Here is a 25,128-nt window from a genome sequence, read left to right as displayed (position 1 = left end):
AAGTGACGGGAGGCGGGGGCCGGTTGCGGACCGGTCCCCGCCGCACGATATGCAGGGGGCATGCTCTCGAACGCCCGTCTGCCCCGTTCCCCGTCCGGCTGGACGATGGCCGTCTTCGGTGTCCTCGCCGCCGCCCTGGGTCTGGTGGGCCTGGTCTCCCCGGACACGACGATCCGGCTGATGGGTCTGGCCCCGCGGGCCGACCGGCCGGCCGGGGACCACACCGTGCTCTTCCTGACCGCCTCCTCCATGGCCGCGCTCAACATGGGCGTCTACTACGTGCTGGCGGCCCTCGCCGACTGGAAGTCCTTCTTCCGATGGACGGTCCCCTTCCGGTTCCTCACCTTCTCGGTCTTCACCCTCGCCGTCCTCACCGACCGCGCCCCGGCCGGCTTCCTCGGCGTGGGCCTGTGGGAGGCGGCGGGCGCCCTGGCGACGGGTGTGGCCCTGCGCGTCGAGTCCCGGCGGGCGTCCCGGAAGGAGGCGGTGGCGTGACGGCGCGGCCCTCCGAGGACCTGCCCGGCACCTTCGCCCGCCTCGGCGGCGACGCGGACGGCGCGGTGTGGAGCGAGCTGTGGGACGACCTGTGCCACCAGGGGTCGGTCTACGAGGACAGCTTCCTCGCCCTGCCGTACCTGGCCGCGATCGCGGCCGGCCGGGCCGCCGGCTCGCCGATGGACGCGGTCCTGATGGCCGGTCTGATCGTCTCGGCGGCCGACGGGCCCCGCACCGAGCGGTACGCGGCGGAGATCGCCGCGCTCCTGCCGGTGGCCGGGCGGCTCCTCGACGCCGAGACCGACGATCCCGCGCTCTTCGTCTATCTGCTGCAGTGCGTGCTCGCCTTCGAGGGCGAGCGGGTGTGGAGCGCCGGGCGGCTGGAAGGGCTCTTCGAGGGCGAGTACGAGGTCGAGTGCGCCGACTGCTTCTCGGAGTTCGCGGTCGGTTTCGCGGATCCGGGGGTGACGCCGGTCGAGCCCGCCGACGGGCTTCCGGCGCGGCTGCGCCGGACGGCCCTGGAGGCCGGGCACACGGAGGTGGCCCACGGGGTGACCGTGCTGTTCGGCCGGGCCGTCTGCCCCGACTGCGGGACCGCGTTCACCCTGGCCGACCGGGTCGCGGCCCGGCACTTCTGAACCGGCCGCCCGCTTCCGGCACCCTCACCGTCACCGGTCAGGGTGCGAGGAGCGCGGCCGCCACCGCCGCCAGGTATTCCGGGTCCGACGGGACGGAGCCCGGGACGGCGTGGGCCAGTTGGGCGTGGCCCACGTAACTGGTGTAGGCGAGGAAGCCGCGGCGGCGGGCCTCGGGCGGGGGGAAGCCGAGCAGTTCGAAGAGGTGGGCGAGGTAGCCGACCCGGCGTTCGGTGACGCGGGCGAGCGCCGCCGCCACCTCGGGGTGGTCGCCGGCGGCGAGCAGCCGCACCTCCAGGGGGTCGTCGGCGGCCGATGCGGTCGCCCCACGCAGGAGGGTGCCGAGGCGGGCCGCGGGGTCGGGTTCGGCGGCCTCCATGGCCGTGATGATCCGCTCGGTCGACAGCTCCTCCCAGCGGGCGAGGGCCGCGGCCACGAGCGCGTCGCGGTTGGCGAAGTGCCAGTAGAAGCTGCCCTTGGTGGTGCCCAGGCGGGTGGCGAGGGGCTCCACCGCGACTCCGGCGAGTCCGCGCTCGGCGAGCGCGGTGAGGGCCGCGTCCGCCCAGTCGTCGGCGGTCAGTCGCCTGCGGCCGGCGCCACGAGTCCGGGGACCGCCGCCCCGGCCGGTCCCGCCCCGCCCGCTGCCGTCCTGCCCCGTGCCGCCCTGCCCCGCTCCGCCCTGCCGGTCTCCGCCCCGCCGGGTGCCGTCTCGTTCCTGGGGGTCCTCGTGGTCGCGCATATCACCGTACGGTACCGTACGGTGAACATACGCTCCCGTATGGAGGTTCGGTATGCGCGGTATGCGCGGTGTGCGCACGGTTCGCAACGTTCACCAGAGGATCGTCGAGGCCCCGGCCGATACCGTCGGCGCCCTCGTCGACCGGCTCTCCGCGCCGGACGACCCCCTGTTCCCCACCCCGGTCTGGCCCGCGATGGTCCTCGACCGGCCCCTCTCCGTCGGCGCCGACGGCGGCCACGGCCCGGTCCGCTACCACGTCACCACCTACGAGCCCGGGCGGTCCGTCCGCTTCGACACCGACGACGACCTGGGCACCGGCTACCACCGGCTCGACGTCGAACCCCTCGGCCCCGACCGGTGCCGCATCTCGCACGTCCTCGAAGTGGCCATGCCTCCGCAGGCGTTCGCCCTGTACAAGCTGGTGGTCGAGCCCGTGCACGACACGATGGTCGAGGAGATCTTCGACAACGCCGAGCGGGCCGCCCTCGGCTCCCTGACCCACCCGCCGGTCCGCCGGTCACGGCGCGCCATGCTGGCCCACCGGCTCCGCTGGGTGAGGCCGACCGCCGTCCCGGTCCCGGACGAGGCCCGGCTGCTCCGCACCGCCTTCGAGCGGCCCGACTTCACCGACGCCTGGCGCATGCCCCTGCCCCCGGGCATGCCCCGCGACCCCCGGGCGTGGCGCTCCGTGCTGCCCTTCGCCGAGCGGGGCGCGCAGGGCCCTGAACTCATGCTCGGCGAGGACGCGTTCCACCTCGACTTCCGCGCCTCGCTGGTGGTCGACGACGAGAGCGTGACCCTGGCGACGGCGGTACGGCTCCACAATGCCTACGGCCGCCTCTACTTCGCGGTGGTGCGCCGGGTCCATCCGTACCTCGTCCGCCGTATGCTGCGCCGGGCTCACCGCCGGATCGCGCTGGCGACCCCGCCCGCAGGCGAGCGGAACGGGAAACTCCGTACGGCTTCCTAGGGCACCTGACCGATCCGGAGGGGCCGCCTCAGACGCCAGCCTGCGGTCATGCGCGTTCCTCTCTATCTGACCGGCGTCCTGGTGTCCGGATTCGGCACGACGGCGATGTGGCTGGTCTCCGGGATCTGGGTCAAGTCGCTCACCGGCTCCGACGCCCTGGCGGCGCTGACCGCCTTCGCCCTGTGGGCGCCCGCGCTCCTGGGTCCGCTGCTCGGTTCGCTGGTGGACCGGGTGCGCCGGCGCCCGCTGCTCATCGCGGTGAACCTGGCCATGGCGGCGCTGCTGCCGCCGCTGCTGTGGGTCGACCGGGCGGAGCGGGTGTGGCTGCTGTTCGTGGTGCTCGTCGTGTACGGCGCACAGGGCGCGGTCCACGAGGCGGCGGAGGCCGCGCTGGCGGCCGGGGCGCTCGACGGGGAGCGGCTCGGGGATCTGAACGGGCTGCGGATGACGGTCAGCGAGGGCATGAAGCTGGTCGCCCCGCTGGTGGCGGCGGGGCTCTTCGCCCGGTACGGCGGCGGCCCCGTGGCGCTCCTGGACGCGGCGACCTTCGCGGTGGCGGCGGGCGTGTTCGCGCTGCTGCGGGTGCGGGAGGGGCGGCCGGTGCCGGGACGGCGCGCCCCGGTGGCCGACGGTGCCCGGCTGCTGTGGGAGTCGGCGGCGCTGCGCCCGCTGGTGCTCGCGGGCGGCTTCACGATGCTGCTCGCGGGGCTCAACGGGGCGGCGGTCTACGCCGTGGTGGACCGGGGGCTCGGGCATGCCCCGGCGTACGCGGGCGTGCTGTACGCGGTCCAGGGCGCGGGGTCCGTGGCGGCCGGGGTCGTGGCGGGTCCGTTGCTGCGACGGGTCCCGGAGCGCGCTCTCGCGGCGGCGGGTCTCGGTCTTTTCGCGGTCGGCGCGGCGGCCAGGGCGCTGCCGTACGACGCGGTGGCCCTGGGCGCGAGCGGGCTGATCGGGGTGGGGTTGCCGTGGGTGCTGATCGCCACGATGACGGCGGTCCAGCGCCATGTCCCGGCGGACACGGTGGGCCGGGCGTCGGGCACCGCCCACACCCTGGTCTTCGTGCCGAACGCGGTGGCCCTCGGTCTGGGCGCCGGCCTGACGGCGCTGGTGGACGTGCGGACGCTGCTTCCTTTGCTCGGCTTCGCGGGGGCGGCCGGCGCGGGGGTCCTGGCCGCCGCCCGCCCCCGGCCCGGCCGGGTCACCGCGCCGTGAGGGTCTTCCGTACGGCTTCCAGGTCGGCGTCCGACGCCAGCCCGGCGTGGTAGAGCCGGAGTTCGGTGGCGCCCGCGTCGGCGGCCCGTGCGGCGTCCTCGGCGAGGGTGTGCGGGGAGCCGCCCATGCCGGTGACGACGGGGAGGTTGGCGGCGAGGACGGTCCGCTCGCGCGCGTGGGCGACGAAGGCCGCCACGGTGGGGGCCGGGGTCACCACGCCGTCCGCGACCGACAGGATGTGCGCCGGGTCGGTGCCGGCGTTGGCCCCGCAGCGGTACGGGACCGGGTCCGCGTGCAGCAGGACGCGGAAGCCGGGCGGGGCGGCGGCCCGTACGGCGGCGACGGCGGCCTCCTGGAGGCCGCGGGCGGCCGTCAGGCGCCAGGCGAGGGCCGCGTCGGCGAGACCGCCCTCCCAGACGGCGGGGCCGCCGCGCCAGACCGGTGCGAGGGCGGCCCGGACGGCGGCGGCCAGCTCGTCGGGGTCGGCGCCGTGCCGGCCGTAACCCTCCCGGCAGGCCGGGCAGAAGCAGAGCGACATCAGGTACTGCGCGGTGTCGTCGAGCGGGACGCCGGCCGTCTTGTCGTGGGCGTGGAGGTGCGCGAGGCCGTACCAGCCGCAGGACTCCAGCTCGGTGCCGGCCGCGCCCTGCCGGACCGCCGCCTCCGCCGCGAGCTCCACCAGGAGCTCGCGCACGGCGTCCTGGCCGATGCAGGGCGCCCAGGGGTAGCGGTCGCCGTAGGCGTTGACGACGGAGGTCTCGGGGTGTTCGGCGCCGAGGCGGGAGTTGTGGGCCAGGATCACCCAGCTGTGGACGGCCAGGCCCGTGTCCGCGAGCGCGTCGGCGGCCCGCCCGTAGGCGTCGCCCGGGGCCCAGTCGCCCGACGGGTACGGGGCGAGGGCGCGGCCGGCCCAGCGGGCCGGGTCCGGCGGGTAGAGGACGGCCGCGTGCGCCGCCGTGACGATCCGCCGGCGGGGGTGGCGGGGGGTCAGGGCGCGGGTGGAGTGGTAGGCGGAGGCGAGGGTGACCTGGTCGAGGCCGAGGCCGGCGAGGCGGGCGGGGGCGTCGGGGTCGCCGTCGACGTCCCAGGGGTAGAGGAAGGCGCCGGCTCTCATCGGGCCTCCTCCGTGCCCGCGGTGAGGGCGGCCCGGCCGCGCTCGATGATCGCGGCGAGTTCGTGTCGGTGCTCGGGGGCCGGCTCGCTGAGCGGGGGCCGGACCTCGCCGACGTCCAGGCCGTTCATCCGTACCGCCGCCTTCACGAGGGAGACGGCGTAGCCGCGGCCCTTGGCGCGCAGTTCGACCAGGGGGCGGTAGAAGGCGTCGATGAGGCGGTGCGCGGTGGTGTCGTCGCCGGTGGCGAGGGCGCGGTGAAAGGCCAGGGCGATGTCGGGGGCGAAGCAGAAGACGGCGGAGGAGTAGAGGGTGACGCCGATGCCTCGGTAGGCGAGGCCGGTGAGCTCGGCGGTGGGCAGGCCGTTGAAGTAGAGCAGGTCGAGGCCGGCGGAGCGGACGGCGCTGACGATCCGCTGCATGAGGTCGAGGTCGCCGAGGCCGTCCTTGAGGCCGATGACACCGGGGGTGCGGGCGAGGGCGACGGCGGTCTCGGGGGTGAGGACCGCGTTGTCGCGCTGGTAGACGATGACGTCGAGCGGGGTGGCGGCGGCGAGTTCGGTGTAGTGGCGCAGCAGCCCGGCCTGGTCGGCGACGACGAGGTACGGCGGCATGGCCAGCAGCCCGTCGGCACCGGCCTCCTCGGCGAGCCGGGCGTAGCGGACGGCGAGGGCGGTGCCGTATCCGGCGCCGGCGAGGACGGGCACGCGTCCGGCGGCCTCCTCGACGGCGGCGGCGACGCAGTCGCGGAACTCCTCGGGGGTGAGCGCGTGGAACTCGCCGGTGCCGCAGCAGGCGAAGACCGCTCCCGCGCCCGCGTCGACGCCGGCGCGGACATGGGCGCGGAAGACGTCGAGGTCGACGCCGCCGTCCGGGCCGAAGGCGGTGACGGGGAAGAAGAGCAGGCCGTCGAGCCGGTCGGCGAGCGGGGGTGTGGTCACGGGCACTCCCTGTCGTACAAGATCCAGATTTTGACTCGTACAAGATTCTGACTGCTGTCCATACTCTTGAACATCTTCACGCTAAGGCAGCGAGGAAGAGCCGGTCAAGAATCCGTCAGTGTGCGAAGTGCCTTCGCGACTCCGGTTCTTGACGGTGCGAGAGCCGAGTCCCTAGCGTGTCGGCTCTTCCATGTGTGTGAATTCGGTCTACGGACGGAGATGCCCTCCTTGAACGCCGCACCCCGAACCGTCCTGCTCACCGGCGCCGCCGGCGGCGTCGGCACCCTGATGCGGGAGCTGCTGCCCGGCTACGGCTACGCGCTCCGCCCGCTCGATCTGGTCCCCGTCCCCGGCGCCCCGGACGCGATCGTCGCCGACCTCGCCGACCCCGCCGACCGCGAGGCGCTGCGGGAGGCCGTGCGGGGCGTCGACGCCGTCGTCCATCTCGCCGGGATCTCCCTGGAGGCCGACTTCGACAAGATCGTCGCCGCCAACATCACCGGACTGCACCACCTCTACGAGGCCGTGCGCGAGGAGGGCGTGCCCCGGGTTGTCTTCGCCTCCAGCAACCACGCCGTCGGCTTCACCCGGCGGCCGCGCCCGGGCGAGCCCCCGGTCCCCGTCGACACCCCGCACCGGCCCGACACGTTCTACGGCCTGTCCAAGGCCTTCGGCGAGGACCTGGCCCAGTTCTACTGGGACAAGCACGGCGTCGAGACCGTCTCGGTGCGGATCGGCTCCTGCTTCCCCGAGCCCACCTCGGTGCGGATGCTGTCGATGTGGCTCAGCCCGGCCGACTGCGCCCGGCTGCTGCACGCGGCCCTCACCGCGCCCGGGGTGGGGCACACGGTGGTCCACGGCTCCTCCGCCAACACCCGCGAGTGGTGGGACCTGTCGTCGGCGCGGGCGCTCGGCTACGAACCGAAGGACGACTCGGAGGTGTTCGCCGAGCGGCTGATCGCGGAGAAGGGTCTGCCGGCGCCGGGAAGCGCGGACGACGTCTATCTGGGCGGCCACTTCTGTGTGGACCCGCCGCGCTGGCCGCACTGACGGCGACGGAGGAGCTCGGGCCCGGCCGGACAATGCGGGGGAGCCGGCCGGGACCCGGGTCGACGCGAGCGACGCATGACGTTCGCGGACGATCTGACGATATGTTTCGGTCAAGATCATCGCGAGCCGCTGAGCGCGGCGCCTGTCCGCAAAACGCGACGGGTTGCGGGAGGGGTGAACCGGCGCGTGACGGAAGGGGTGACCGGGCGCGTGACGGGAGGGGTGACCGGGCGGGTCGTGGGCGCCGCCCGACGGGCCTTTGATCGCCCTCCGGCCCGGCCGCCTCAGCCCCTCAGCGTGCGCGACGGTGCCTCGCCGAAGCGGGCCCGGTACTGCGCCGCGAAGCGGCCCGGGTGGGTGAACCCCCAGCGCCAGGCCACGTCACCGACGCTCAGTCCGTCCGGGTCGCCCGCCCGCAGCTCCTCGTGGACCCGCTCCAGGCGGACCTCGCGCACGTACGCCATCGGGGACATCCCCACGTACTCCCGGAACGACTCCTGGAGGCGGCGCACGCTCACCCGGGCCAGAGCGGCCAGTTCGGTGCTGGTGAAGGGGTGCTCCGGGCGGGCCCGCACCGCGTCCATCACCCGCTTGACCGGCGCGGGTCTGACCGGCCCGCCCGGGTGCGCCAGCTCGTCCCGCCAGGGGTGCTCGGCCGCCAGCAGCAGCCCGTTGAGCAGCGCCTCCTGAAGCGGCCGCGCCACCAGCTCGTGGGTGGCGAGACCGTCCCCCGCGAGCGCCCCCGCGGCCACCTGCCGGGCGAAGGTCACCCAGCTCAGACCGGGGCCGCGCGAGATGTCCAGGACGGGGCCCAGGGCGAGCCTGCGGCCCGGCGGACGGCCGAGCAGCCGCTCCAGGCGGTCCTGGAGCGCCCCCGCGTCGATCTTGACCGAAAGTGTGCGGCAGTCGCCGCTCCACCGGTCGAGGAAGGTGTCCCCCGCCGGGTCGAGCAGCACCGCCTCGTCGGCGGTGGCGAGCAGCCGGCGCGCGCCCGCCCCCTGGCGCAGCTCCATGGTGCCGCTCAGCGGCGCGTTGAGGTGGAACGCCCCCAGCTCACCGAAGCGCATCCGCACGTCCGCGCCGCAGCTGAGGTCGCCGATCATCAGCGGCCCGAGCCCGACAGTGTCGAACCGCGCGGCGAAGGGACGGTCCCGCGCGTCGATGACGTCCATGAAGTTCGCGTAGTACCGCGCGTCGATCTCCTCGCGCGCCTCGTCCACGTCCCGCGTCCGGAAAGAGCTCCCACCCACGGATCGAAAGAATATTCACATGACGGACGTGACCGGGAACGGCGGGACGCACCACGGCCGCGCGGCCGCCACCCCCGCGATCCGCGTAACCGGAGTGGCCGAACCCGGGGAAGGTAAGGGAACGGCAAAGGGGTCCCGGTCGTTAACCCGGGCATGACCGCTATGACCCCCGGCTCGAACATCCCTCTCACCGCCGCGCGCGTGGCGGTGGACGTCGCCGCCCCGGTGCGGCTCGACGTCTCGGGCCTGCTGCTCGGAGCCAACGGCAAGGTGCGCTCCGACGACGACTTCATCTTCTACAACCAGCCCGCGGGCCCCGGCGTCACCTACCGCTCCGGCGGAGGCAGCGCGCCGGACGCCATCCTGGTGGACACCACCGCCGTGCCGGCCGGCATCGAGAAGATCGTGGTGACCGCGAGTCCGGACGCCGCGGGCCAGACCTTCCAGGGCATCGAGCCCACCGCCACCCTGCGCAACGCGGACGACGGCAGCGTGCTCGCCACCTTCACCCCGCCGCAGCTGGGCACGGAGACGGCGCTCGTGGTCGTGGAGATCTATCTCCGCAACGGAGCGTGGAAGGCCCGCGCCGTGGGCCAGGGGTACGCGAACGGCCTCGCCGGCATCGCGACCGACTTCGGCGTGAGCGTGGACGAGGAGCCCACGCCCGCGGCGGCTCCCACGCCCGCGCCCGCCGCTCCCCCGGTGGACCCGCGCGTCGCGGCGACCATGCCGTCCATGCCGGCCGCTCCCGCGGCGACCCCGCCCGCCCCGCCGGCCGCCCCCGCGGCACCGGCCCCCGGCGCCGGGAAGATCAACCTGGACAAGGGCCGCGTCAGCCTCCAGAAGAACCAGACCGTCTCCCTCGTCAAGGGCGGCCGCCCGCTGCTCTCCCAGGTGAAGATGGGCCTCGGCTGGGAGCCCGCCTACCGCGGCAAGGACATCGACCTCGACGCCTCCGTCATCGCCTACGGCCCCCAGCGCAACCACCTCGACAGCTGCTACTTCGGCAAGCTGTCCATCCTGAACGGCGCCATCAAGCACTCCGGCGACAACCTGACCGGCGAGGGCGCGGGCGACGACGAGGTCATCGTGGTCGACCTGGGCCGGCTGCCCGCCGACGCCACCGGCCTGGTCTTCACCGTCAACTCCTTCTCCGGCCAGAAGTTCACCGAGGTCGCCAAGGCGTACTGCCGGCTCATGGACGCCGCCACCGGCGAGGAGCTGGTCCGCTTCGACCTGACCACGGCCGAGCCGCAGACCGGCGTGATGATGGCCAAGCTCATCAAGCAGTTCTCGGGTGAGTGGGAGATGACGGCGATGGGCGAGTTCGTGAAGTCCCGGACCGTCCGGGGCATGGTGAAGCCCGCCGCCCAGGCCCTGTGAGACGCAGTCCTGTGAGGCGCGGCCGTGCGAGGCGGCGGGCCCCGGGCCCGGGCGGCCAGGGGCGCTAGAAGAGCGCGCTGTACGCGTTGAGGGCCGGCTGGCCGCCCAGGTGGACGTAGAGCACGGTCGAGTCCCGGCCGATCTCGCCCCGGTCCACCAGGTCGATCAGACCGGCCATCGACTTCCCCTCGTAGACCGGGTCGGTGACCATGCCCTCCGTACGGGCGGCCAGCCGCATCGCGTCCAGGGTGGCCTCGTCCGGGATGCCGTAGACGCCCGCGTGATAGCGCGCGTCCAGCTCGACGTCGGCGGCGGAGAGCGGGCGCTCCACACCGATCAGGGCCGCCGTGTTCCGGGCGATCCGGGTGATCTGCTCATGCGTCGAGCCGGGCTTCGCCGACGCGTCGATCCCCACCACCCGCCGGGCGGGGCCGCCCGCCTCCGTGAGCGCGGCGAAGCCCGCGACCATCCCGGCCTGGGTGGAGCCGGTCACCGAGCAGACCACCACCGTGTCGAAGAAGACGCCGAGCTCCCGCTCCTGCTCGGCGACCTCATGGGCCCAGTTGGCGAACCCGAGCCCGCCGAGCGGATGGTCGGAGGCGCCCGCCGGGATGGCGTACGGCCGGCCGCCGGCCTCCTCGACCTCGCGCAGCGCCTGCTCCCAGCTCTCCTTGAAGCCGATGCCGAACCCGGCCCTGACCAGGCGGACATCGGCTCCGGCGAGCCGGCTGACGAGGATGTTGCCGACCTTGTCGTAGACGGAGTCCGGCCAGTCGACCCAGCTCTCCTGCACCAGGACGCACTTCAGTCCGGCGCGGGCGGCGACGGCGGCGACCTGCCGGGTGTGGTTGGACTGCACCCCGCCGATCGACACGAGCGTGTCGCAGCCCTGCGCGAGCGCGTCGGCGAGGAGGTACTCCAGCTTGCGGGTCTTGTTCCCGCCGTAGGCGATGCCGGAGTTGCAGTCCTCCCGCTTGGCCCACAGGGCGGCGCCGCCGAGATGGGCGGAGAGCCGTGGCAGGGGGTGGAGGGGCGAGGGTCCGAAGAGGAGCGGATAGCGCTCGAAGTCGGCGATCGTCGGCATGCGTGCTCCCGGGGTGAGGTGACGGACGGCGGTGACCCTGGACTGGCGGTGGCCCTGACCCAACGGACGGCGGTGGTCCCGCGCTAATGGACGGCGGTGGTCCCGGACGGGTCGGTCGCCTCGTCCGCGAGCTCTTCGAGGGCCCGCCAGATCTCCGAGGTCACCCGCACCGCCTCCTCCGTGTCACCCGCCTCGCAGGCGTCGATGAGGCGGGTGTGCAGGGCGGCGGAGACGCAGGTGCCGGAGTCGCCGAAGAGGTGCCGCTCGACGCGGCGGATCAGCGGCGTGTACCGCTCGATGGTGGCGGCGAGGGCGTGGTTGCCGCTCGCGCCGACGAGGACGTCGTGGAGCTCGTCGTCGGCGCGCAGGGCGGCGTCGACGTCCGCGGCGCGCACGGCCGCGGCGAACCGCTCGTTGGCCTCGCGCATGGCGCGGATGCCCTCGGGGCCGAGCAGCGGGACGGCGGTGCGGGCGGCGAGCTCGTGCATCACCCGCACCACGGAGGCGGCGTCCCGCACGACCCGGCTGACCAGCCGGGTGACCCGGGTGTAGCTCTGCGGTTTGGTCTCGACGAGCCCTTCGTCGCCGAGCCGGGCGAGGGCCTCGCGCACGGGTGCGCGCGAGAGCCCGAGCCGCTCGGCGAGTTCGCTGTCCTTGACCACGGAACCGGGTGGGAGGTCACCGCGCACGATGGCCTCGCGCAGGGTGTCGTACGCCCGGTCGCGCAGCAGCGTCCGGCCCACGGGTCGTAAGTCGTCCATGAACTGACATGTTAGATGTCAGTCACCCGGAAGGGACGGCTTCCGGGGAAACGGGTCAGCGGCGGGGCTGGCGGCGCCAGGGGCCGGTGATCGCGAGCATGATGCCGGGGTTCTGGATGCAGGCGTACAGGGTGTCGCCGTCGGGCGAGAAGACGACGCCGGCGAACTCGCTGTCGTTCAGGTCGTTGCGGGCGATCGGGTAGGTGCGGCCGCTCTCGGTCGCGCCGAAGAGGTGCTGGACGCCCTTGCCGTCCTCGGCGATGACCAGCCCGCCGTACGGGGAGACGGTGATGTTGTCCGGGCCGTCGTAGGCGCCGTCCTGGTCGGGGGCGGCGTTGACGCCGAGCAGCACCTTGAGGGTGAGGGTGCGGCGCTTCGGGTCGTAGAACCAGACCTGACCGTCGTGCGGGGTGCCGGGGCTCTCCTCGCGGGCGTACGAGGAGACGATGTAGGCGCCGCCGTCGGCCCACCACATGCCCTCCAGCTTGCGGCCGCGGGTGACCTCGCCGGGCCCGAACTGGCGGCGTACGGGGGTGGTGCGGGCGTCGCGGTCGGGGACGTCGACCCAGTCCACGCCGTAGACGGTGCCGATCTTCGGGGCGCGGGAGAGGTCGTCGACGAAGCGGCCCGCCGCGTCGTAGCACTTGGGCGCCTGGAGGCGGCCGGCGTCGTCGGCGAGACCGGCCAGCTTCCCGCGGCCGTGCGCGAAGCCCTGGGGCGGGACCCAGCGGAAGAAGAGGCCGTTGGGACCGGAGGCGTCCTCGGTGAGGTAGGCGTGGCCGCGCCGGGTGTCGATGACGACGGCCTCGTGGTCGTACCGGCCGAAGAACTTCAGCGGCTTCGGGTCGCGGTTGGCGCGGCGGTCGGCCGGGTCGACCTCGAAGACGTAGCCGTGGTCCTTCGTCATGCCGTTGACACCGGCGAGGTCGGAGTTCTCCTCGCAGGTGAGCCAGGTGCCCCAGGGAGTGCGGCCGCCGGCGCAGTTGGTGGAGGTGCCGGCGATGCCGACCCACTCGGCGACGGTGCCGTCGCGGTGCACCTCGACGACCGTGCAGCCGCCGGCCGCCGCCGGGTCGTAGACCAGGCCCTCGGCGAGCGGGACCGGGTGCGCCCACTTCGAGCGGGGGCCCTTGAGCTCGCGGTTGTTGACGAGGTACGTGGTGCCGCGCGGGCCCTCGAAGGTGGCCGTGCCGTCGTGCTTCTCGGGCGTGAACTCGCCCGACTCCAGGCGGGTGACGCCGCTGTGGGTGATGACGCGGTAGGTGAAGCCCTCGGGGAGGGCGAGGAGGCCGTCCGGGTCGGGGACGAGCTCGCCGTAGCCGAGGCGGTGGTGGCCGTGCCCGTGCCCCTGGCCGTCGCGGTCGCCGTCGCCGTGGGCCTGCGGCTCCTCGGCGGCCAGCGCCTGCGGCGCGGTGGCGAGCGCGCCCACGGCGCCGGTGAGGGCGAGCCCTGCGCCCGCGACGGCGGACTGCTTGGCGAAGTCTCTGCGGTTGAGGGACATAGACGGTTCTCTCCCTGTCGTCACCCGGTGTCGCGGCACACGGTCCCGCCCCCGTATAAACGGCGGTTGAACAGAAAGGCGAACTGCCATGAACCTGCCTGCCCATGGACGGCGCGTCCTCGTCAGCGGAGCCTCTCGCGGTCTGGGCCGCGCGGTGGCCCGCGCCTTCGCCGCCAACGGCGACCGGGTGGCCGTGCACTACGGCTCCCGCGCCGAGGAGGCCCGCGAGACCCTGGCCTTGCTCGACGGCACCGGCCACGCCCTGGTCTCCGGCGACCTCGCCGACCCCGTGGCGGCGGCGCGGGTCGCGGACGCGGCGGCGGGGGCGCTCGGCGGCATCGACGTGCTGGTGAACAACGCGGCCGTGAACCTGCCGCACCCGCCGGCGACGACGCCGTACGAGGAGTGGGTGGAGCTGTGGCAGCGGCACGTCTCCGTGAACCTGCTGGGCACGGCGTATCTGAGCCAGCTGGCGGCGCGGCGGATGATCGACGCGGGGCGGGGCGGCCGGATCGTCAACATCGGCTCGCGGGGCGCCTTCCGCGGGGAGCCGGACCACCCCGCGTACGGGGCGACCAAGGCCGCCGTCCACGCCCTGGGCCAGTCCCTGGCCGTCGCCCTCGCCCCGCACGGCATCGCCGTGGCCTCCGTCGCCCCCGGCTTCTTCGCGACCGAACGGGTCGCCCCCCGCCTGACCGGCCCCGAGGCCGAATCCATCCGCGCCCAGAGCCCCTTCGGCCGCGTGGCCACCCCCGACGAGATCGCCGCCGCCGTCCTCTGGCTCTCCTCCCCCGCGGCCGAATGGGCCTCGGGCACGGTCCTGGACCTGAACGGCGCGTCCTACCTCCGCACGTGACCCTGCGGCCCGGGGCCCGGGGCACCGAGCCCAGCCGGGCCCACGCTCCGGGCCGGCGCACTCGTCAGGGGCGGGACCTCGCCTTGAAGGCGGCCTTGCGGGCCTCCTTGGCCGTGGGCTTGTCGCGGTGGAGGCGGCCCATGGCGTCGAGGACGTCGGCGGTCGCCGGGTGGTCCACGCGCCAGACCGCCTCGAAGAAGCCTCCGTGGCGGCCCGTCAGCCCCTCGATGAGGTCCTGGAGTTCCTCCAGGTCGCCGTCGGCGTCGAGGTGGGCGGCGATCGTGTCGACGGCCAGCCAGTAGATCATCGACTCCGGCGGAGCCGGCACGTCCGCCGCGCCGCGCTCGGCGAGCCAGACCCGGGCGAGGCCGCCGAGCTCCGGGTCGTCGAGGACCTCCCGTACGGCGGGTTCGGCCTCCGGGCCGACGAGGGACAGGGCCTGCTGGGCGTGGAGGCGGCGCACCGGCGCGCCGGGGTCGGAGCCGCGGGCCGCGGCGAGGAGTTCGCGGGCCGCCGCGGCGCCGTCGCGGCCGGCGAGCCAGCCGACGGTCTCGGCACGGGCAGCGTCCTGCGGATAGCTGGCGATGCCGTCGAGCAGCACATCGGCGCCCTTGTCGGCGAGGTCTCCGACCGCGGGCGCGCCGAGGCCGGCCTCCAGCATCCGGGCGCGGATGCCGTAGAGGCCGAGCGGGGTGAGCCGGACCAGCCCGTAACGGCTGACGTCCTCCTCGTCGACGGAGGGCACGGGCTCGTCCGCCGCCTCGCCCTCCTCGACCATCAGGGCCTCGTCCACGGGCCGGTACTCGACGAACCCGACCGGTTCGAGGATCCGGAACTGCTCGTCCAGCCGCATCATCGCGTCGGAGACCTGCTCCAGGACGTCGTCGGTGGGCTCGCCCATGTCGTCGGGGACGACCACGGACGCGGCGAGCGCGGGCAGCGGCACCGGGCCGTCGCCGGCCCCGCCCTCGCTGACGGTCAGCAGGTAGAGGTTGCCGAGGACGCGCTCCAGGAACTCGGCCTCGCCCTCGGGGTCCCAGTCGAGCGCCTCGAAGTCGATCTCGCCGTCGGCGCCGACGATCGCGTCGAGGTCGTCGAAGTAGGGCGCGGCGGCGTCGGCGAAGACCGCCTCCAGGGCCTCGAGCCAGATCGCGAGGACGTCCTGGGGCGAACCGCCGGTGAGGAGCTTCAGGTTCTCGCCGGGAGCGGCGGTACCGCCCTCGCCCTCCCCGGCCTCCTCGGCGTCCCCGGCCTCCGCCTCCTCCGGGTCCTCCACGTCGACCAGGCCGGTGTCGACGGCGACCCGCCACGCCTCGCTCGCGTACGCCTCGCCGTCCTCGTCGTCGGCGAGGCCGAGGACCTCGGCGGCGGCCGGCAGCTGCTCGTCGACGAGTTCGCCGCCCGCGCCGACCCGGGTCTCGGGGCCGGCCCAGCGGGCCAGCCGCACGGCGCGGACGAGGAGGGGTGCGGCCAGGGCGTCCCGCGCCAGTTCCGCGTCCGAGGGCAGTCGAACGGGGGGCAGGGTCGGACGGTCCGGTGCCATCTGGGGTGTTCTCCTCGGCGGGGCGGTGGGCTTCGGGTAGCTTCTCGAAGCCTTCAGCGTAGACGCATTCGGGGGGCGGTCCGCCGGTTCATCGAGGCGTCAGCCTTCGTACACCCGTCAACCCTTGACAAGGGTGCCGCTCTCCTACGAAATTGACGCGCGTAGATCGTTGGATCGTTTCTCCAATCCCTCACGGAGCACCTTGATGTCTTCCTCCATACCGAGATCGGCCGCCGTCGCCGCCGTCGTCTCCGCCGCCCTCGCCGCCGGTCTGCTCGGCGGCGCGTCCGCCTCCGCCGACGACGCGACCACCACCGCCACCGGTTCGGCCACCGGCGCGGCGGCCCCCGTCCGGATCCACGACATCCAGGGCACCACCCGCGTCTCGCCGCTCGTCGGCAAGCAGGTCACCGGCGTCACGGGCGTCGTCACCGGTGTGCGTACGTACGGTTCGCGTGGATTCTGGATCCAGGATCCGAAATCCGATGACAACCCGGCCACCAGTGAGGGCATCTTCGTCTTCACCAGCTCCATCCCGACCGTCGCCGTCGGCGACGCGGTCAGCGTCAACGGCACCGTCACCGAGTACGTGCCGGGCGGCCTCAACTCCGGCAACCAGTCGCTGACCCAGATCTCCAAGCCGGCGATCACCGTCCTGTCGAAGGGCAACGCCGTCCCCGCCCCCGTCACGATCTGGGCCGGCTCCGTCCCGGGCGCGTACACCCCCGAGGGCGACCCGGCCGCCGGCGGCTCCATCAACGGGCTCACCCTGCGACCGGACACCTACGCCCTGGACTACTACGAGTCCCTGGAGGGCGCCAACGTCCGCATCGGCACCTCGCGGGTGGTCGGCGCGACCGACCCGTACTCCGAGCTGTGGGTGACGGTGAAGCCGTTCGAGAACGACAGCGTCCGCGGCGGCACGGTCTACGGCTCGTACGACTCCCAGAACACCGGCCGGCTCCAGATCCAGCAGCTCGCCCCGATCTCCCAGAAGCCGTTCCCGAAGGCGAACGTCGGCGACTGGCTGGCCGGCACCACCGAGGGCCCGCTGGACTTCAACCAGTTCGGCGGCTACACCCTGGTCGCGAACACCCTCGGCGAGCACGTCGACCTCGGCCTGGAGCGCGAGGTGACCGAGCGGCAGCACAAGAACGAGCTGGCCGTCGCCACGTACAACGTGGAGAACCTCGACCCGAGCGACCCGCAGGACAAGTTCGACGCGCTCGCCAAGGCGGTCGTCGAGAACCTCGCCTCGCCCGACATCCTCGCCCTGGAGGAGATCCAGGACGACAACGGCGCCAAGAACGACGGCACGGTCACGGCCGGCGAGACGCTGAAGAAGTTCACGGCGGCGATCACGGCGGCCGGCGGCCCGGCGTACGAGTGGCGCTCGGTCGACCCGCAGAACAACAAGGACGGCGGCGAGCCCGGCGGCAACATCCGTCAGGTCTTCCTCTTCAACCCGGCGCGGGTCTCCTTCGTCGACCGCCCGGGCGGCGACGCCACCACCGCGACCGCGGTGACCGGCACCAAGGGCGACGCCCACCTGACCGTCTCGCCCGGCCGGATCGACCCGGCGAACACCGCCTGGGACAACAGCCGCAAGCCGCTCGCGGGCGAGTTCGTCTTCCGCGGCCGCACGGTCATCGTGGTCGCCAACCACTTCGGCTCCAAGGGCGGCGACGAGTCGCTCGTCTCGCACCACCAGCCGCCGAACCGTTCCTCCGAGGCCAAGCGCCTGCTCCAGGCGCAGGCCGTCAACGCCTTCGTCAAGGACGCCCTGGCCCTCGACAAGCAGGCCGACGTGGTCGTGCTCGGCGACATCAACGACTTCGAGTTCTCCGGGACGACGCAGGCGCTGACCGACGGCGGCGCGCTGTTCCCCGCCATCAAGTCGCTGCCGCGCGGCGAGCGCTACTCGTACGTCTACCAGGGCAACAGCCAGGTCCTCGACCAGATCCTGACCAGCCCCGGCGTGCACCACTTCGAGTACGACAGCGTGCACATCAACGCCGAGTTCGCGGACCAGAACAGCGACCACGACCCGCAGGTCCTGCGCTTCCGCCCGTAACCGCCGGACGGCGACTCACGCGCCCGCGCTCAGACTGAGCGCGGGCGCGTACCTGCGGGTGCGGTCGTCGGCGATCCCCGGGTGGGGCCCCGCCTCGGCCTGCCGGCAGACGTGCGCCGTCTCGCTCTCCCACTCGGCGTAGTGGAAGAGATGGGTGCCGTCGGTGGTGAGATGGGCGTACGCGGCGATCCGACCACCGCCCGCACCGCCGCCCTGGCCGCCGGCCACCCCCGCACCACCCGCACCGCCCGCCTCCAGGGCGTCGGCCAGGGCCTCCGGGCCCTCGGGGCCCACCTCGACGAGAACGGCGGCCACGCACCCCGGCACCGCTTCGGCGGCGTCGGCCCCGTCGGCCACCCCGTCGCCGTACACCGTCGTACGGAAGGGCGGCGCCAGGCGCCGCAGTCCGACGCGCTCGATGCCCGGGACCGCGGCGTCGATCTCGGCGTTGCGGTCGTCGCGGTGGGTGCGGAAGAAGTCCTCGTACGCCTCCTCGCCCGTCCACTGCGAGTAGTGCAGGAGGGTGTCGCCGTCGCTGCCGACGAGGACGCTGTACGACAGCAGCCCCGCGTCCGGCCAGTCCCGGGTCTCCCATGCGTGCGGATTCTCGATGGTGTCCATGACTCCCAGGCTGGCTCCTCGACCGCACTTGAGGTCAAGGAAGACCCCACAGTCAAGGGAGACCCCCCGGGGCCCAGGGCCGGTCGTGCGAGACTTCCGGCCATGATCCTCCGTCCCGCCACCCGTGCCGATCTGCCCGCCGTCCTCGCCCTGCTCGCCGACGAGGAGCGGGTGGTGGACCCGGCGACGGTGACCGTCACCGCCGCCTACGAGCGGGCGTTCGCGGACATCGAGGCCGATCCGCGCAACGAGGTGCTGGTGCTCGTGGCGGAGGAGGGCGGCCCGGTCGTGGGCTGCCTCCAGGCCACGTACATCCCCGGCCTCGGCAAGGGCGGGGCCGAGCGGGCGCTGATCGAGGCGGTACGGATCAGGGCCGACCGGCGCGGCGGCGGGCTCGGCCGGGAGCTGATGGCCCGGGCCGTCGAACGGGCCAGGGCCCGCGGCTGCGCCCTCGTCCAGCTGACCAGTGACAAGAGCAGGACCGACGCCCACCGCTTCTACGCGTCGCTGGGCTTCGCCCGCAGCCACGACGGCTTCAAGCTGGCGCTCTGAGGCCGGTCAGCCCAGCAGGTGCCCGCCGCCGTCCACGAGCAGCACCTCGCCCGTGATGTACGAGGCGTTCGCCAGGTCGTGGACGGCCTCGGCGATGTCCTCGGGGCGGCCGACCCGGCGCAGCGGCACGACCGAGGCCACGTGCTCCTTGGCGGCGTCGGCGCCCTCGACGCCGTCGAACCAGGGGGTGTCGATGAGGCCGGGCGCGACGGCGTTGACCCGCACCTCGGGCCCGAGGGTCTTGGCGAGCAGCTTGGTCATGTGGTTGACGGCGGCCTTGGTCACGGCGTAGGGGATGGAGCTGCCGCCGGGCCGGACGCCGGCCTGCGAGGAGATGTTCACGATGGCGCCGCGGGTCTCGCGCAGGTGGGGCACCGCCGCGGTGACGGTCTGCCAGACACCGATGACGTTGACGTCGTAGAGGTGGCGCCACACGTCGGGCGAGGCGGCCGCGAAGTCGTCGTGCGGGATGAACCGGGTGGTACCGGCGCTGTTGACGAGGAGGTCGAGGCGGCCGAAGCGGGCCACCGTCTCCTCGACGAGCCGGGTGGCCTGGGCCTCGTCGGAGACGTCGGCCTGGAGGTAGTGGGCGCCGGGGAGTTCGGCGGCGAGCTTCCGACCGGCCTCGACGGAGCGGGCGGAGTTGACGACGACCCGGTAGCCGGCGGCGGCGAGGCGGCGGGCGACGGCGGCTCCGATGCCGGAGGACGAGCCGGTGACGAGGGCGACGCGCTGTTCGGCAGTCATGTGCGGGATCCTTTTCGCTGGCCTCCTGTCGCGCAGGGTGATCATGCCAGAGACGCGGGCGGCCCGCCGCCCCCGGGGAGGGGTGGCGGGCCGTCGGCGAGGAGCGGAGTTCAGGCGGCGTCGGTCGTGTGGGTCCGACTGTTGAGGATCGCCGCGTGTTCGAGGACGTCCTCGAGCGGGTCGTCGATCTGCCCGGTGTGCAGCGAGAGGCTGGGACCGTTGGTGACCTGGGGCCCGTTGTGCGTACGCGTGTGCGTCTCGTCCGCCGAGGCGGCCCCTGCCGGCAGCAGGACCGCCGCGATCACCAGTGCACCGACAACGGTGGGCCTCGTCCTCATGTCGACTCCTCGTCTTGTCCGATGATTGACTCCGCGTCACCTTGGTAACGCGGAGTCGCCCCCATCAGTTGTGGCTGTGGAGGATCTCGTTCAGACCGCCCCAGACCGCGTTGTTCGGGCGGGCCTCGACGGCGCCGGTGACCGAGTTGCGGCGGAAGAGGATGTTCGAGGCGCCGGAGAGCTCACGGGCCTTCACGATCTGGCCGTCGGGCATGGTGACCCGGGTGCCGGCGGTGACGTAGAGACCGGCCTCGACGACGCACTCGTCGCCGAGCGCGATGCCGACGCCCGCCTCGGCGCCGATGAGGCAGCGCTCGCCGATGGAGATGACGACGTTGCCGCCACCGGAGAGGGTGCCCATGGTGGAGGCGCCGCCGCCGATGTCGGAGCCGTCGCCGACGACGACGCCGGCGGAGATGCGGCCCTCGACCATCGAGGTGCCCAGGGTGCCCGCGTTGAAGTTGACGAAACCCTCGTGCATGACGGTGGTGCCGGCGGCGAGGTGGGCGCCGAGGCGGACCCGGTCGGCGTCGGCGATGCGGACGCCGGCGGGCGCCACGTAGTCGGTCATGCGGGGGAACTTGTCGATCGAGGTGACCTGGAGGTGCAGGCCCTCGGAGCGGGCGTTGAGCCGCACCTTCTCGATGTCGTCGACGGCGACGGGGCCGAGCGAGGTCCAGGCGACGTTGGCGAGGTGGCCGAAGATGCCGTCCAGGCTCAGGCCGTGCGGCTTGACCAGGCGGTGGCTCAGCAGGTGCAGCCGCAGGTAGGTGTCGTGCGCGTCGAGCGGCTTGTCGTCGAGGGAGGCGATGACGGTGCGGACGGCGACCACCTCGACACCGCGGCGGGCGTCGACGCCGAGGGCCTTGGCGGCGCCCTCGCCGAGGGCGTCCACGGCCGCTTCGGGGGTGAGCCGTTCGGTGCCGGCGGGGCCGGGGGCGTCGGTCAGCTCGGGGGCGGGGAACCAGGTGTCGAGAACGGTGCCGTCAGCGGCGAGGGTGGCGAGGCCGGCGGCGACGGCGCCGGTGGTGCGAGGAGCAGTGGTCATGACGGAAAACCTAACCGGCCGGGCGGCGCACGGGCCAACCGGTCTCAGGTGTCGGGCCGCCGGTCCGTGGCTTTCGACGAGCCGGCGGCCGCCTCCTTGGAGTCTTCGTCCGGCACCCGACGCCGGCCTGCCGCGCGCGGACGCACAGCGGACGCACAAGCGATGGCGGCGGTGGAGGGGGTCCCGGCTACGGTGTGCGCATGACATACGCCTCGGGGCCGTACGGATACGGCTATCCCCCTCCGCCACCGCCGCCGAAGCCCGGCGTCATACCCCTGGCGCCGCTGGGCTTCGGCGACATCCTGACCGGCGCCTTCGCCACCTACGGCCGCTACTGGAAGCCTCTGGTCGGTGTCGCCGTGGCCGCCTACGCGGCCGCCGCGGCGCTGATCGGCGCGGCGCTGCTGGTCGCCTGGGTCGCCGTCGAGGACGACGTGCAGCGTCTGATCGCCATGCCGGACGGCCAGAGCCCGGACTTCTCCGACGTCCAGCCGCTGATCGTCGCCTTCGTCTGCGTCTGGCTCGTCGCCATGGTCGTCTACGTCGTCTCCAGCGGCCTGGTCTTCGCGGCCGCCCCGGCGGTGGTCCAGGAGGCCGTGCTCGGCCGCCCGATCGGCTTCGGCGCCGTGTGGCGCCGCGCCTGGTCGCGGCTGGGCGCGGTGATCGGCTCGGTATTCCTGGCGATGCTCGCGACGCTCGTCCCGATGCTGCTCTTCATGGTCGGCTTCGGCGTCCTGATGGCGGCGATGTTCGCCTCCCTCGCCAGCTCCGAGGGCAGCCGGACGGACGACGGGTCCGGGCTCGCCGTCGTCGGCGTACTGATCTTCGTCGGCGCGCTCGCGCTGCTCCCGCTGGCGCTGTGGCTGTGGATCAAGTTCAGCCTCGCCCCGACGGTCGCCGTCATCGAGGACCAGGGCCCGATGGCCTCCCTGCGCCGCTCCTCCGCCCTGGTCAAGGGCTCCTGGTGGCGCGTCTTCGGCTGCACGATCGCCACGGCCATGATGGTGGGCATGGCCGTCGGTCTGATTCAGCAGGTCATCTCGCAGATCGGCGCGATCCCGATGGCCACGATCGACCTGAGCGCGGAGCCGACCCCGGGAGAGGTCTTCGCCGCGTTCGGCGGCCTCATGGTGGTCCTGGTCATCGGCCAGCTCGTCGTCCAGGCCGTCGCCGCCCCCTTCCAGCCCCTGGTCTCCAGCCTCCTCTACGTCGACCAGCGCATCCGCCGCGAGAACCTGGCCCAGCTCCTGGCCCAGACGGCCGCCACGCCGGCACCCTGACCGGCAGACGCGCTGCCCCGCCCGACCCTGAGAACGCCGACGGGCCGCACCCGGAGGGGTGCGGCCCGTCATGGGGACGTCGGGTCAGACGTTGAAGCCGAGCGCGCGGAGCTGCTCGCGGCCGTCGTCGGTGATCTTGTCCGGGCCCCACGGCGGCATCCAGACCCAGTTGATCTTCAGCTCGCGGACGATGCCGTCGGTGGCGGCCTTCGCCTGGTCCTCGATCACGTCGGTCAGCGGGCAGGCCGCCGACGTCAGGGTCATGTCCAGCGTCGCGACGTTGGAGTCGTCGATGTGGATCCCGTAGATCAGGCCCAGGTTGACCACGTCGATGCCCAGCTCGGGGTCGACGACGTCGTACAGCGCCTCGCGGACTTCTTCCTCGGAGGCCGGCTTCATCGTGGCCTCGGCGTTCTCGGTCATGCCGACTTCCTCACAGACTTATCGGAGTCCCCCAGGGCCTGGGCGGTCGCGTCCTTCCACGCCATCCAGCTGAGCAGGGCGCACTTGACCCGGGCGGGGTACTTCGAGACACCGGCGAACGCGACCGCGTCCTCCAGGATCTCCTCCATCGCGTCATCCGGTTCGATCTGGCCCTTGGACTGCATCAGCTCCAGGAAGGTGCCCTGGATCTTCTGCGCCTCGGCCAGCTCCTTGCCGACGAGCAGCTCGTTGAGGACGGAGGCCGAGGCCTGGCTGATGGAGCAGCCCTGGCCCTCGTACGACACGTCCGCGATGCGCGAGCCGTCGTACTTCACGCGGAGCGTGATCTCGTCGCCGCAGGTGGGGTTGACGTGGTGCACCTCGGCGTCGCCGTCCCGAAGACCGCGCCCGTGCGGGTGCTTGTAGTGGTCCAGGATGACGTCCTGGTACATCGAATCCAGCTTCACGAGCCGTCCCCTAGCCGAAGAAGTTCCGAACGTGCTCCAGTCCCTCGACCAGGGCGTCGACCTCGGCCGGAGTGGAGTACAGATAGAACGACGCCCGCGTGGTCGCAGGAATTCCGTACCGGAGGCAGACCGGCCGCGCGCAGTGGTGGCCGACCCGGACCGCGATGCCCTGCTCGTCGAGCACCTGACCCACGTCGTGGGGGTGGATGTCGCCGAGCGTGAAGGAGATCGCGGCGCCGCGGTCCTCGGCCGTGGTGGGGCCGATGATCCGCAGGTCCGGCACCTCCTGGAGGCGGCGGACGGCGTACTCGGTGATCGCGTGCTCGTGGCGCGCGATGTTCTCCATGCCGATCGCCGACAGGTAGTCCACGGCCGCGCCGAGGCCGACGGCCTGGGCGATCGGGGGCGTACCCGCCTCGAACTTGTGCGGGGCCGGCGCGTAGGTCGAGGAGTGCATCGAGACGGTCTCGATCATCTCGCCGCCGCCGAGGAAGGGCGGCAGGTCCTCCAGGAGTTCCTGCCGTCCCCACAGCACGCCGATGCCGGTCGGGCCGCACATCTTGTGGCCGGTGAAGGCCACGAAGTCGGCCTGGAGCGCCTGCACGTCCAGGACCATGTGCGGGGCCGCCTGGGAGGCGTCGATGCAGACGAGCGCACCGACCTCCTGGGCGCGACGGATGATCGTCTCGACCGGGTTGACCGTGCCCAGCAGGTTCGAGACCAGCGTGAAGGAGACGATCTTGGTCTTCTCGGTGATGACCTCTTCGATGTTGGAGAGGTCGAGACGGCCGTCGTCGGTGAGGCCGAACCACTTCAGCTTCGCGCCGGTGCGCTGCGAGAGCAGCTGCCACGGGACGATGTTGGAGTGGTGCTCCATCTCCGTGATGGCGATCTCGGTCTCGTGGTCCACGCGGTAGGGCTCGTCGGCCCAGCCCAGCATGTTGGCCACGAGGTTGAGCGACTCCGAGGCGTTCTTGGTGAAGATCACCTCGTCGCGGCTCGGCGCGTTGATGAAGGCGGCGACCTTGTCGCGGGCGCCCTCGTACAGCGCGGTGGCCTCCTCGGCGACCGTGTAGACGCCGCGGTGGACGTTGGCGTTGTGCCGCTCGTAGTAGGCATTGAGCGCGTCGAGGACCTGGCGCGGCTTCTGCGAGGTGGCCGCGGAGTCCAGGTACACGATCTTCTTGCCGTCGTGGACCGTGCGATCCAGGAGCGGGAAGTCCTTGCGGATCGCCTCGGTGTCGAGGAGGCCGGTCAGCCCCTGATGGGCGGAAGTCACGCGGATGCGCCACCCTTCACGTACTTGTCGTAGCCCTCGTTCTCCAGCTGGTCGGCGAGCTCGGCGCCACCGGACTCGACGATGCGGCCGTTCGCGAAGACGTGCACGAAGTCGGGCTTGATGTAGCGCAGGATGCGCGTGTAGTGGGTGATCAGCAGGGTGCCGACCTCACCGGTCTCGCGGACGCGGTTGACGCCCTCGGAGACGATGCGAAGGGCGTCGACGTCGAGGCCGGAGTCGGTCTCGTCGAGGATCGCGATCTTCGGCTTGAGGAGTTCGAGCTGGAGGATCTCGTGGCGCTTCTTCTCGCCGCCGGAGAAGCCCTCGTTGACGTTGCGCTCGGCGAAGGCCGGGTCCATGTGGAGCTTCTCCATGGCCTCCTTGACCTCCTTCACCCAGGTGCGCAGCTTGGGCGCCTCGCCGCGGACGGCGGTGGCGGAGGTGCGCAGGAAGTTGGAGACCGAGACGCCGGGGACCTCGACCGGGTACTGCATGGCCAGGAAGACGCCGGCGCGGGCGCGCTCGTCGACCGACATCTCCAGGACGTCCTCGCCGTCGAGGGTGACGGTGCCGCCGGTGATCGTGTACTTCGGGTGGCCGGCCAGCGAGTACGCCAGGGTCGACTTGCCGGAGCCGTTCGGGCCCATGACGGCGTGGGTCTCGCCCTGCTTGATGGTCAGGTCGACACCCTTGAGGATCTCACGCGGACCGTTCTCGGCCTCGACGGAGACGTGCAGGTCGTGGATTTCAAGCGTTGCCATGGGTGAC

26 protein-coding genes are annotated in these 25,128 nt (G+C 73.0%); 10 read left to right on the top strand and 16 right to left on the bottom strand.

Features of this window, described 5'->3' with window-relative positions; all coding sequences use genetic code 11:
• The first annotated feature begins 60 nt into the window (after positions 1-60).
• Positions 61-495: a hypothetical protein gene (locus ACFY7C_RS14865; protein ID WP_389649157.1), complete on the top strand. Its 435-nt coding sequence runs from the start codon at positions 61-63 to the stop codon at positions 493-495.
• On the top strand, positions 492-1,133 hold the full coding sequence (locus ACFY7C_RS14860) for a hypothetical protein (RefSeq protein ID WP_389649154.1): 642 nt from the start codon (positions 492-494) through the stop codon (positions 1,131-1,133). The genes ACFY7C_RS14865 and ACFY7C_RS14860 overlap by 4 nt, the downstream gene beginning before the upstream one ends.
• A gap of 37 nt (positions 1,134-1,170) precedes the next feature.
• On the opposite strand, the gene ACFY7C_RS14855 is transcribed toward ACFY7C_RS14860, so the two are convergent.
• Positions 1,171-1,869 (bottom strand): TetR/AcrR family transcriptional regulator, encoded by a 699-nt coding sequence (locus tag ACFY7C_RS14855; protein ID WP_389649151.1) that lies wholly within the window; start codon positions 1,867-1,869, stop codon positions 1,171-1,173.
• Between the two features lie 52 nt (positions 1,870-1,921).
• Between ACFY7C_RS14855 and ACFY7C_RS14850 the strand changes: the two genes are divergently transcribed.
• Both ACFY7C_RS14850 and ACFY7C_RS14845 read left to right on the top strand, forming a co-directional pair.
• The gene (locus ACFY7C_RS14850; RefSeq protein ID WP_389649148.1) at positions 1,922-2,839 is read left to right on the top strand and encodes a DUF2867 domain-containing protein; all 918 of its coding nucleotides are present in this window, start codon (positions 1,922-1,924) and stop codon (positions 2,837-2,839) included.
• Between the two features lie 48 nt (positions 2,840-2,887).
• The gene (locus ACFY7C_RS14845; RefSeq protein ID WP_389649145.1) at positions 2,888-4,051 is read left to right on the top strand and encodes an MFS transporter; all 1,164 of its coding nucleotides are present in this window, start codon (positions 2,888-2,890) and stop codon (positions 4,049-4,051) included.
• On the opposite strand, the gene ACFY7C_RS14840 is transcribed toward ACFY7C_RS14845, so the two are convergent.
• Both ACFY7C_RS14840 and ACFY7C_RS14835 read right to left on the bottom strand, forming a co-directional pair.
• Positions 4,038-5,165: a hypothetical protein gene (locus ACFY7C_RS14840; protein WP_389649142.1), complete on the bottom strand. Its 1,128-nt coding sequence runs from the start codon at positions 5,163-5,165 to the stop codon at positions 4,038-4,040. The two genes, ACFY7C_RS14845 and ACFY7C_RS14840, sit on opposite strands and share 14 nt — an antisense overlap.
• Positions 5,162-6,103, bottom strand: a complete 942-nt coding sequence (locus tag ACFY7C_RS14835; protein WP_389649139.1) for a 5-dehydro-4-deoxyglucarate dehydratase — start codon at positions 6,101-6,103, stop codon at positions 5,162-5,164. Before ACFY7C_RS14835 ends, ACFY7C_RS14840 begins: the two co-directional genes overlap by 4 nt.
• 228 nt (positions 6,104-6,331) lie before the next feature.
• Here ACFY7C_RS14835 and ACFY7C_RS14830 point away from each other — a divergent pair, with 228 nt between their 5' ends.
• Complete coding sequence (locus ACFY7C_RS14830; RefSeq protein WP_389649136.1) at positions 6,332-7,153, top strand: NAD-dependent epimerase/dehydratase family protein; 822 nt, start codon at positions 6,332-6,334, stop codon at positions 7,151-7,153.
• A gap of 284 nt (positions 7,154-7,437) precedes the next feature.
• Here ACFY7C_RS14830 and ACFY7C_RS14825 read toward each other — a convergent pair whose 3' ends face one another.
• Complete coding sequence (locus ACFY7C_RS14825) at positions 7,438-8,403, bottom strand: AraC family transcriptional regulator (RefSeq protein WP_389649133.1); 966 nt, start codon at positions 8,401-8,403, stop codon at positions 7,438-7,440.
• 162 nt (positions 8,404-8,565) lie between these two features.
• On the opposite strand from ACFY7C_RS14825, the gene ACFY7C_RS14820 reads away from it, so the two are divergent.
• A complete protein-coding gene (locus tag ACFY7C_RS14820; protein ID WP_389649540.1) occupies positions 8,566-9,786 on the top strand; it encodes a TerD family protein in 1,221 nt (406 codons plus the stop codon).
• A 64-nt stretch (positions 9,787-9,850) separates the two neighbouring features.
• Here ACFY7C_RS14820 and ACFY7C_RS14815 read toward each other — a convergent pair whose 3' ends face one another.
• The 3 genes from ACFY7C_RS14815 to ACFY7C_RS14805 form a co-directional block, all read right to left on the bottom strand.
• Entirely contained in the window at positions 9,851-10,870 is a 1,020-nt protein-coding gene (locus ACFY7C_RS14815) for a 1-aminocyclopropane-1-carboxylate deaminase (RefSeq protein WP_389649130.1), read from the bottom strand.
• Positions 10,871-10,953: 83 nt separating this feature from the next.
• Complete coding sequence (locus ACFY7C_RS14810; RefSeq protein ID WP_389649127.1) at positions 10,954-11,631, bottom strand: GntR family transcriptional regulator; 678 nt, start codon at positions 11,629-11,631, stop codon at positions 10,954-10,956.
• A gap of 55 nt (positions 11,632-11,686) precedes the next feature.
• Positions 11,687-13,132, bottom strand: coding sequence for an alkaline phosphatase PhoX (locus ACFY7C_RS14805; RefSeq protein ID WP_389649125.1), 1,446 nt, complete (start codon positions 13,130-13,132; stop codon positions 11,687-11,689).
• An 88-nt stretch (positions 13,133-13,220) separates the two neighbouring features.
• Between ACFY7C_RS14805 and ACFY7C_RS14800 the strand changes: the two genes are divergently transcribed.
• Positions 13,221-13,988 carry an SDR family NAD(P)-dependent oxidoreductase gene (locus tag ACFY7C_RS14800; RefSeq protein WP_389649122.1) on the top strand — a complete coding sequence of 256 codons (768 nt, stop codon included), beginning with the start codon at positions 13,221-13,223 and terminating at the stop codon, positions 13,986-13,988.
• A gap of 64 nt (positions 13,989-14,052) precedes the next feature.
• Here ACFY7C_RS14800 and ACFY7C_RS14795 read toward each other — a convergent pair whose 3' ends face one another.
• Positions 14,053-15,531, bottom strand: a complete 1,479-nt coding sequence (locus tag ACFY7C_RS14795) for a hypothetical protein (RefSeq protein ID WP_389649120.1) — start codon at positions 15,529-15,531, stop codon at positions 14,053-14,055.
• A 205-nt stretch (positions 15,532-15,736) separates the two neighbouring features.
• Between ACFY7C_RS14795 and ACFY7C_RS14790 the strand changes: the two genes are divergently transcribed.
• Positions 15,737-17,605 (top strand): endonuclease/exonuclease/phosphatase family protein, encoded by a 1,869-nt coding sequence (locus tag ACFY7C_RS14790; RefSeq protein WP_389649117.1) that lies wholly within the window; start codon positions 15,737-15,739, stop codon positions 17,603-17,605.
• A 15-nt stretch (positions 17,606-17,620) separates the two neighbouring features.
• Here the strand turns inward: ACFY7C_RS14790 and ACFY7C_RS14785 are convergent, their stop codons facing one another.
• On the bottom strand, positions 17,621-18,226 hold the full coding sequence (locus tag ACFY7C_RS14785; protein ID WP_389649114.1) for an antibiotic biosynthesis monooxygenase: 606 nt from the start codon (positions 18,224-18,226) through the stop codon (positions 17,621-17,623).
• A 102-nt stretch (positions 18,227-18,328) separates the two neighbouring features.
• On the opposite strand from ACFY7C_RS14785, the gene ACFY7C_RS14780 reads away from it, so the two are divergent.
• Positions 18,329-18,778, top strand: a complete 450-nt coding sequence (locus ACFY7C_RS14780; protein WP_389649111.1) for a GNAT family N-acetyltransferase — start codon at positions 18,329-18,331, stop codon at positions 18,776-18,778.
• A 6-nt stretch (positions 18,779-18,784) separates the two neighbouring features.
• Here the strand turns inward: ACFY7C_RS14780 and ACFY7C_RS14775 are convergent, their stop codons facing one another.
• From ACFY7C_RS14775 to dapD, 3 genes are all read right to left on the bottom strand, one after another.
• Positions 18,785-19,525: an SDR family NAD(P)-dependent oxidoreductase gene (locus tag ACFY7C_RS14775; protein WP_389649108.1), complete on the bottom strand. Its 741-nt coding sequence runs from the start codon at positions 19,523-19,525 to the stop codon at positions 18,785-18,787.
• A gap of 110 nt (positions 19,526-19,635) precedes the next feature.
• A complete protein-coding gene (locus ACFY7C_RS14770) occupies positions 19,636-19,863 on the bottom strand; it encodes a hypothetical protein (protein ID WP_356691714.1) in 228 nt (75 codons plus the stop codon).
• A 64-nt stretch (positions 19,864-19,927) separates the two neighbouring features.
• Positions 19,928-20,911 (bottom strand): 2,3,4,5-tetrahydropyridine-2,6-dicarboxylate N-succinyltransferase, encoded by a 984-nt coding sequence (gene dapD / locus ACFY7C_RS14765; RefSeq protein WP_389649105.1) that lies wholly within the window; start codon positions 20,909-20,911, stop codon positions 19,928-19,930.
• 200 nt (positions 20,912-21,111) lie between these two features.
• On the opposite strand from dapD, the gene ACFY7C_RS14760 reads away from it, so the two are divergent.
• Positions 21,112-22,191: an oxidoreductase gene (locus ACFY7C_RS14760; protein ID WP_389649102.1), complete on the top strand. Its 1,080-nt coding sequence runs from the start codon at positions 21,112-21,114 to the stop codon at positions 22,189-22,191.
• Between the two features lie 84 nt (positions 22,192-22,275).
• Here ACFY7C_RS14760 and ACFY7C_RS14755 read toward each other — a convergent pair whose 3' ends face one another.
• Genes ACFY7C_RS14755 through sufC form a run of 4 tightly spaced genes read right to left on the bottom strand, consistent with a single transcriptional unit; the run spans position 22,276 to position 25,121 of the window.
• Positions 22,276-22,614, bottom strand: a complete 339-nt coding sequence (locus ACFY7C_RS14755; RefSeq protein WP_389649099.1) for a metal-sulfur cluster assembly factor — start codon at positions 22,612-22,614, stop codon at positions 22,276-22,278.
• On the bottom strand, positions 22,611-23,081 hold the full coding sequence (gene sufU, locus ACFY7C_RS14750; RefSeq protein WP_389649096.1) for a Fe-S cluster assembly sulfur transfer protein SufU: 471 nt from the start codon (positions 23,079-23,081) through the stop codon (positions 22,611-22,613). Before sufU ends, ACFY7C_RS14755 begins: the two co-directional genes overlap by 4 nt.
• A gap of 10 nt (positions 23,082-23,091) precedes the next feature.
• Positions 23,092-24,360, bottom strand: coding sequence for a cysteine desulfurase (locus ACFY7C_RS14745; protein ID WP_389649092.1), 1,269 nt, complete (start codon positions 24,358-24,360; stop codon positions 23,092-23,094).
• Positions 24,357-25,121: a Fe-S cluster assembly ATPase SufC gene (gene sufC, locus ACFY7C_RS14740; RefSeq protein ID WP_309053393.1), complete on the bottom strand. Its 765-nt coding sequence runs from the start codon at positions 25,119-25,121 to the stop codon at positions 24,357-24,359. Before sufC ends, ACFY7C_RS14745 begins: the two co-directional genes overlap by 4 nt.
• Between the last annotated feature and the right edge of the window lie 7 nt (positions 25,122-25,128).

It is taken from the genome of Streptomyces sp. NPDC012769 (genome assembly GCF_042901205.1).
Taxonomy (GTDB): domain Bacteria; phylum Actinomycetota; class Actinomycetes; order Streptomycetales; family Streptomycetaceae; genus Streptomyces.
Note: the sequence above shows the minus strand (reverse complement) of the source record. Positions and strands in the feature narration are given on the sequence as shown.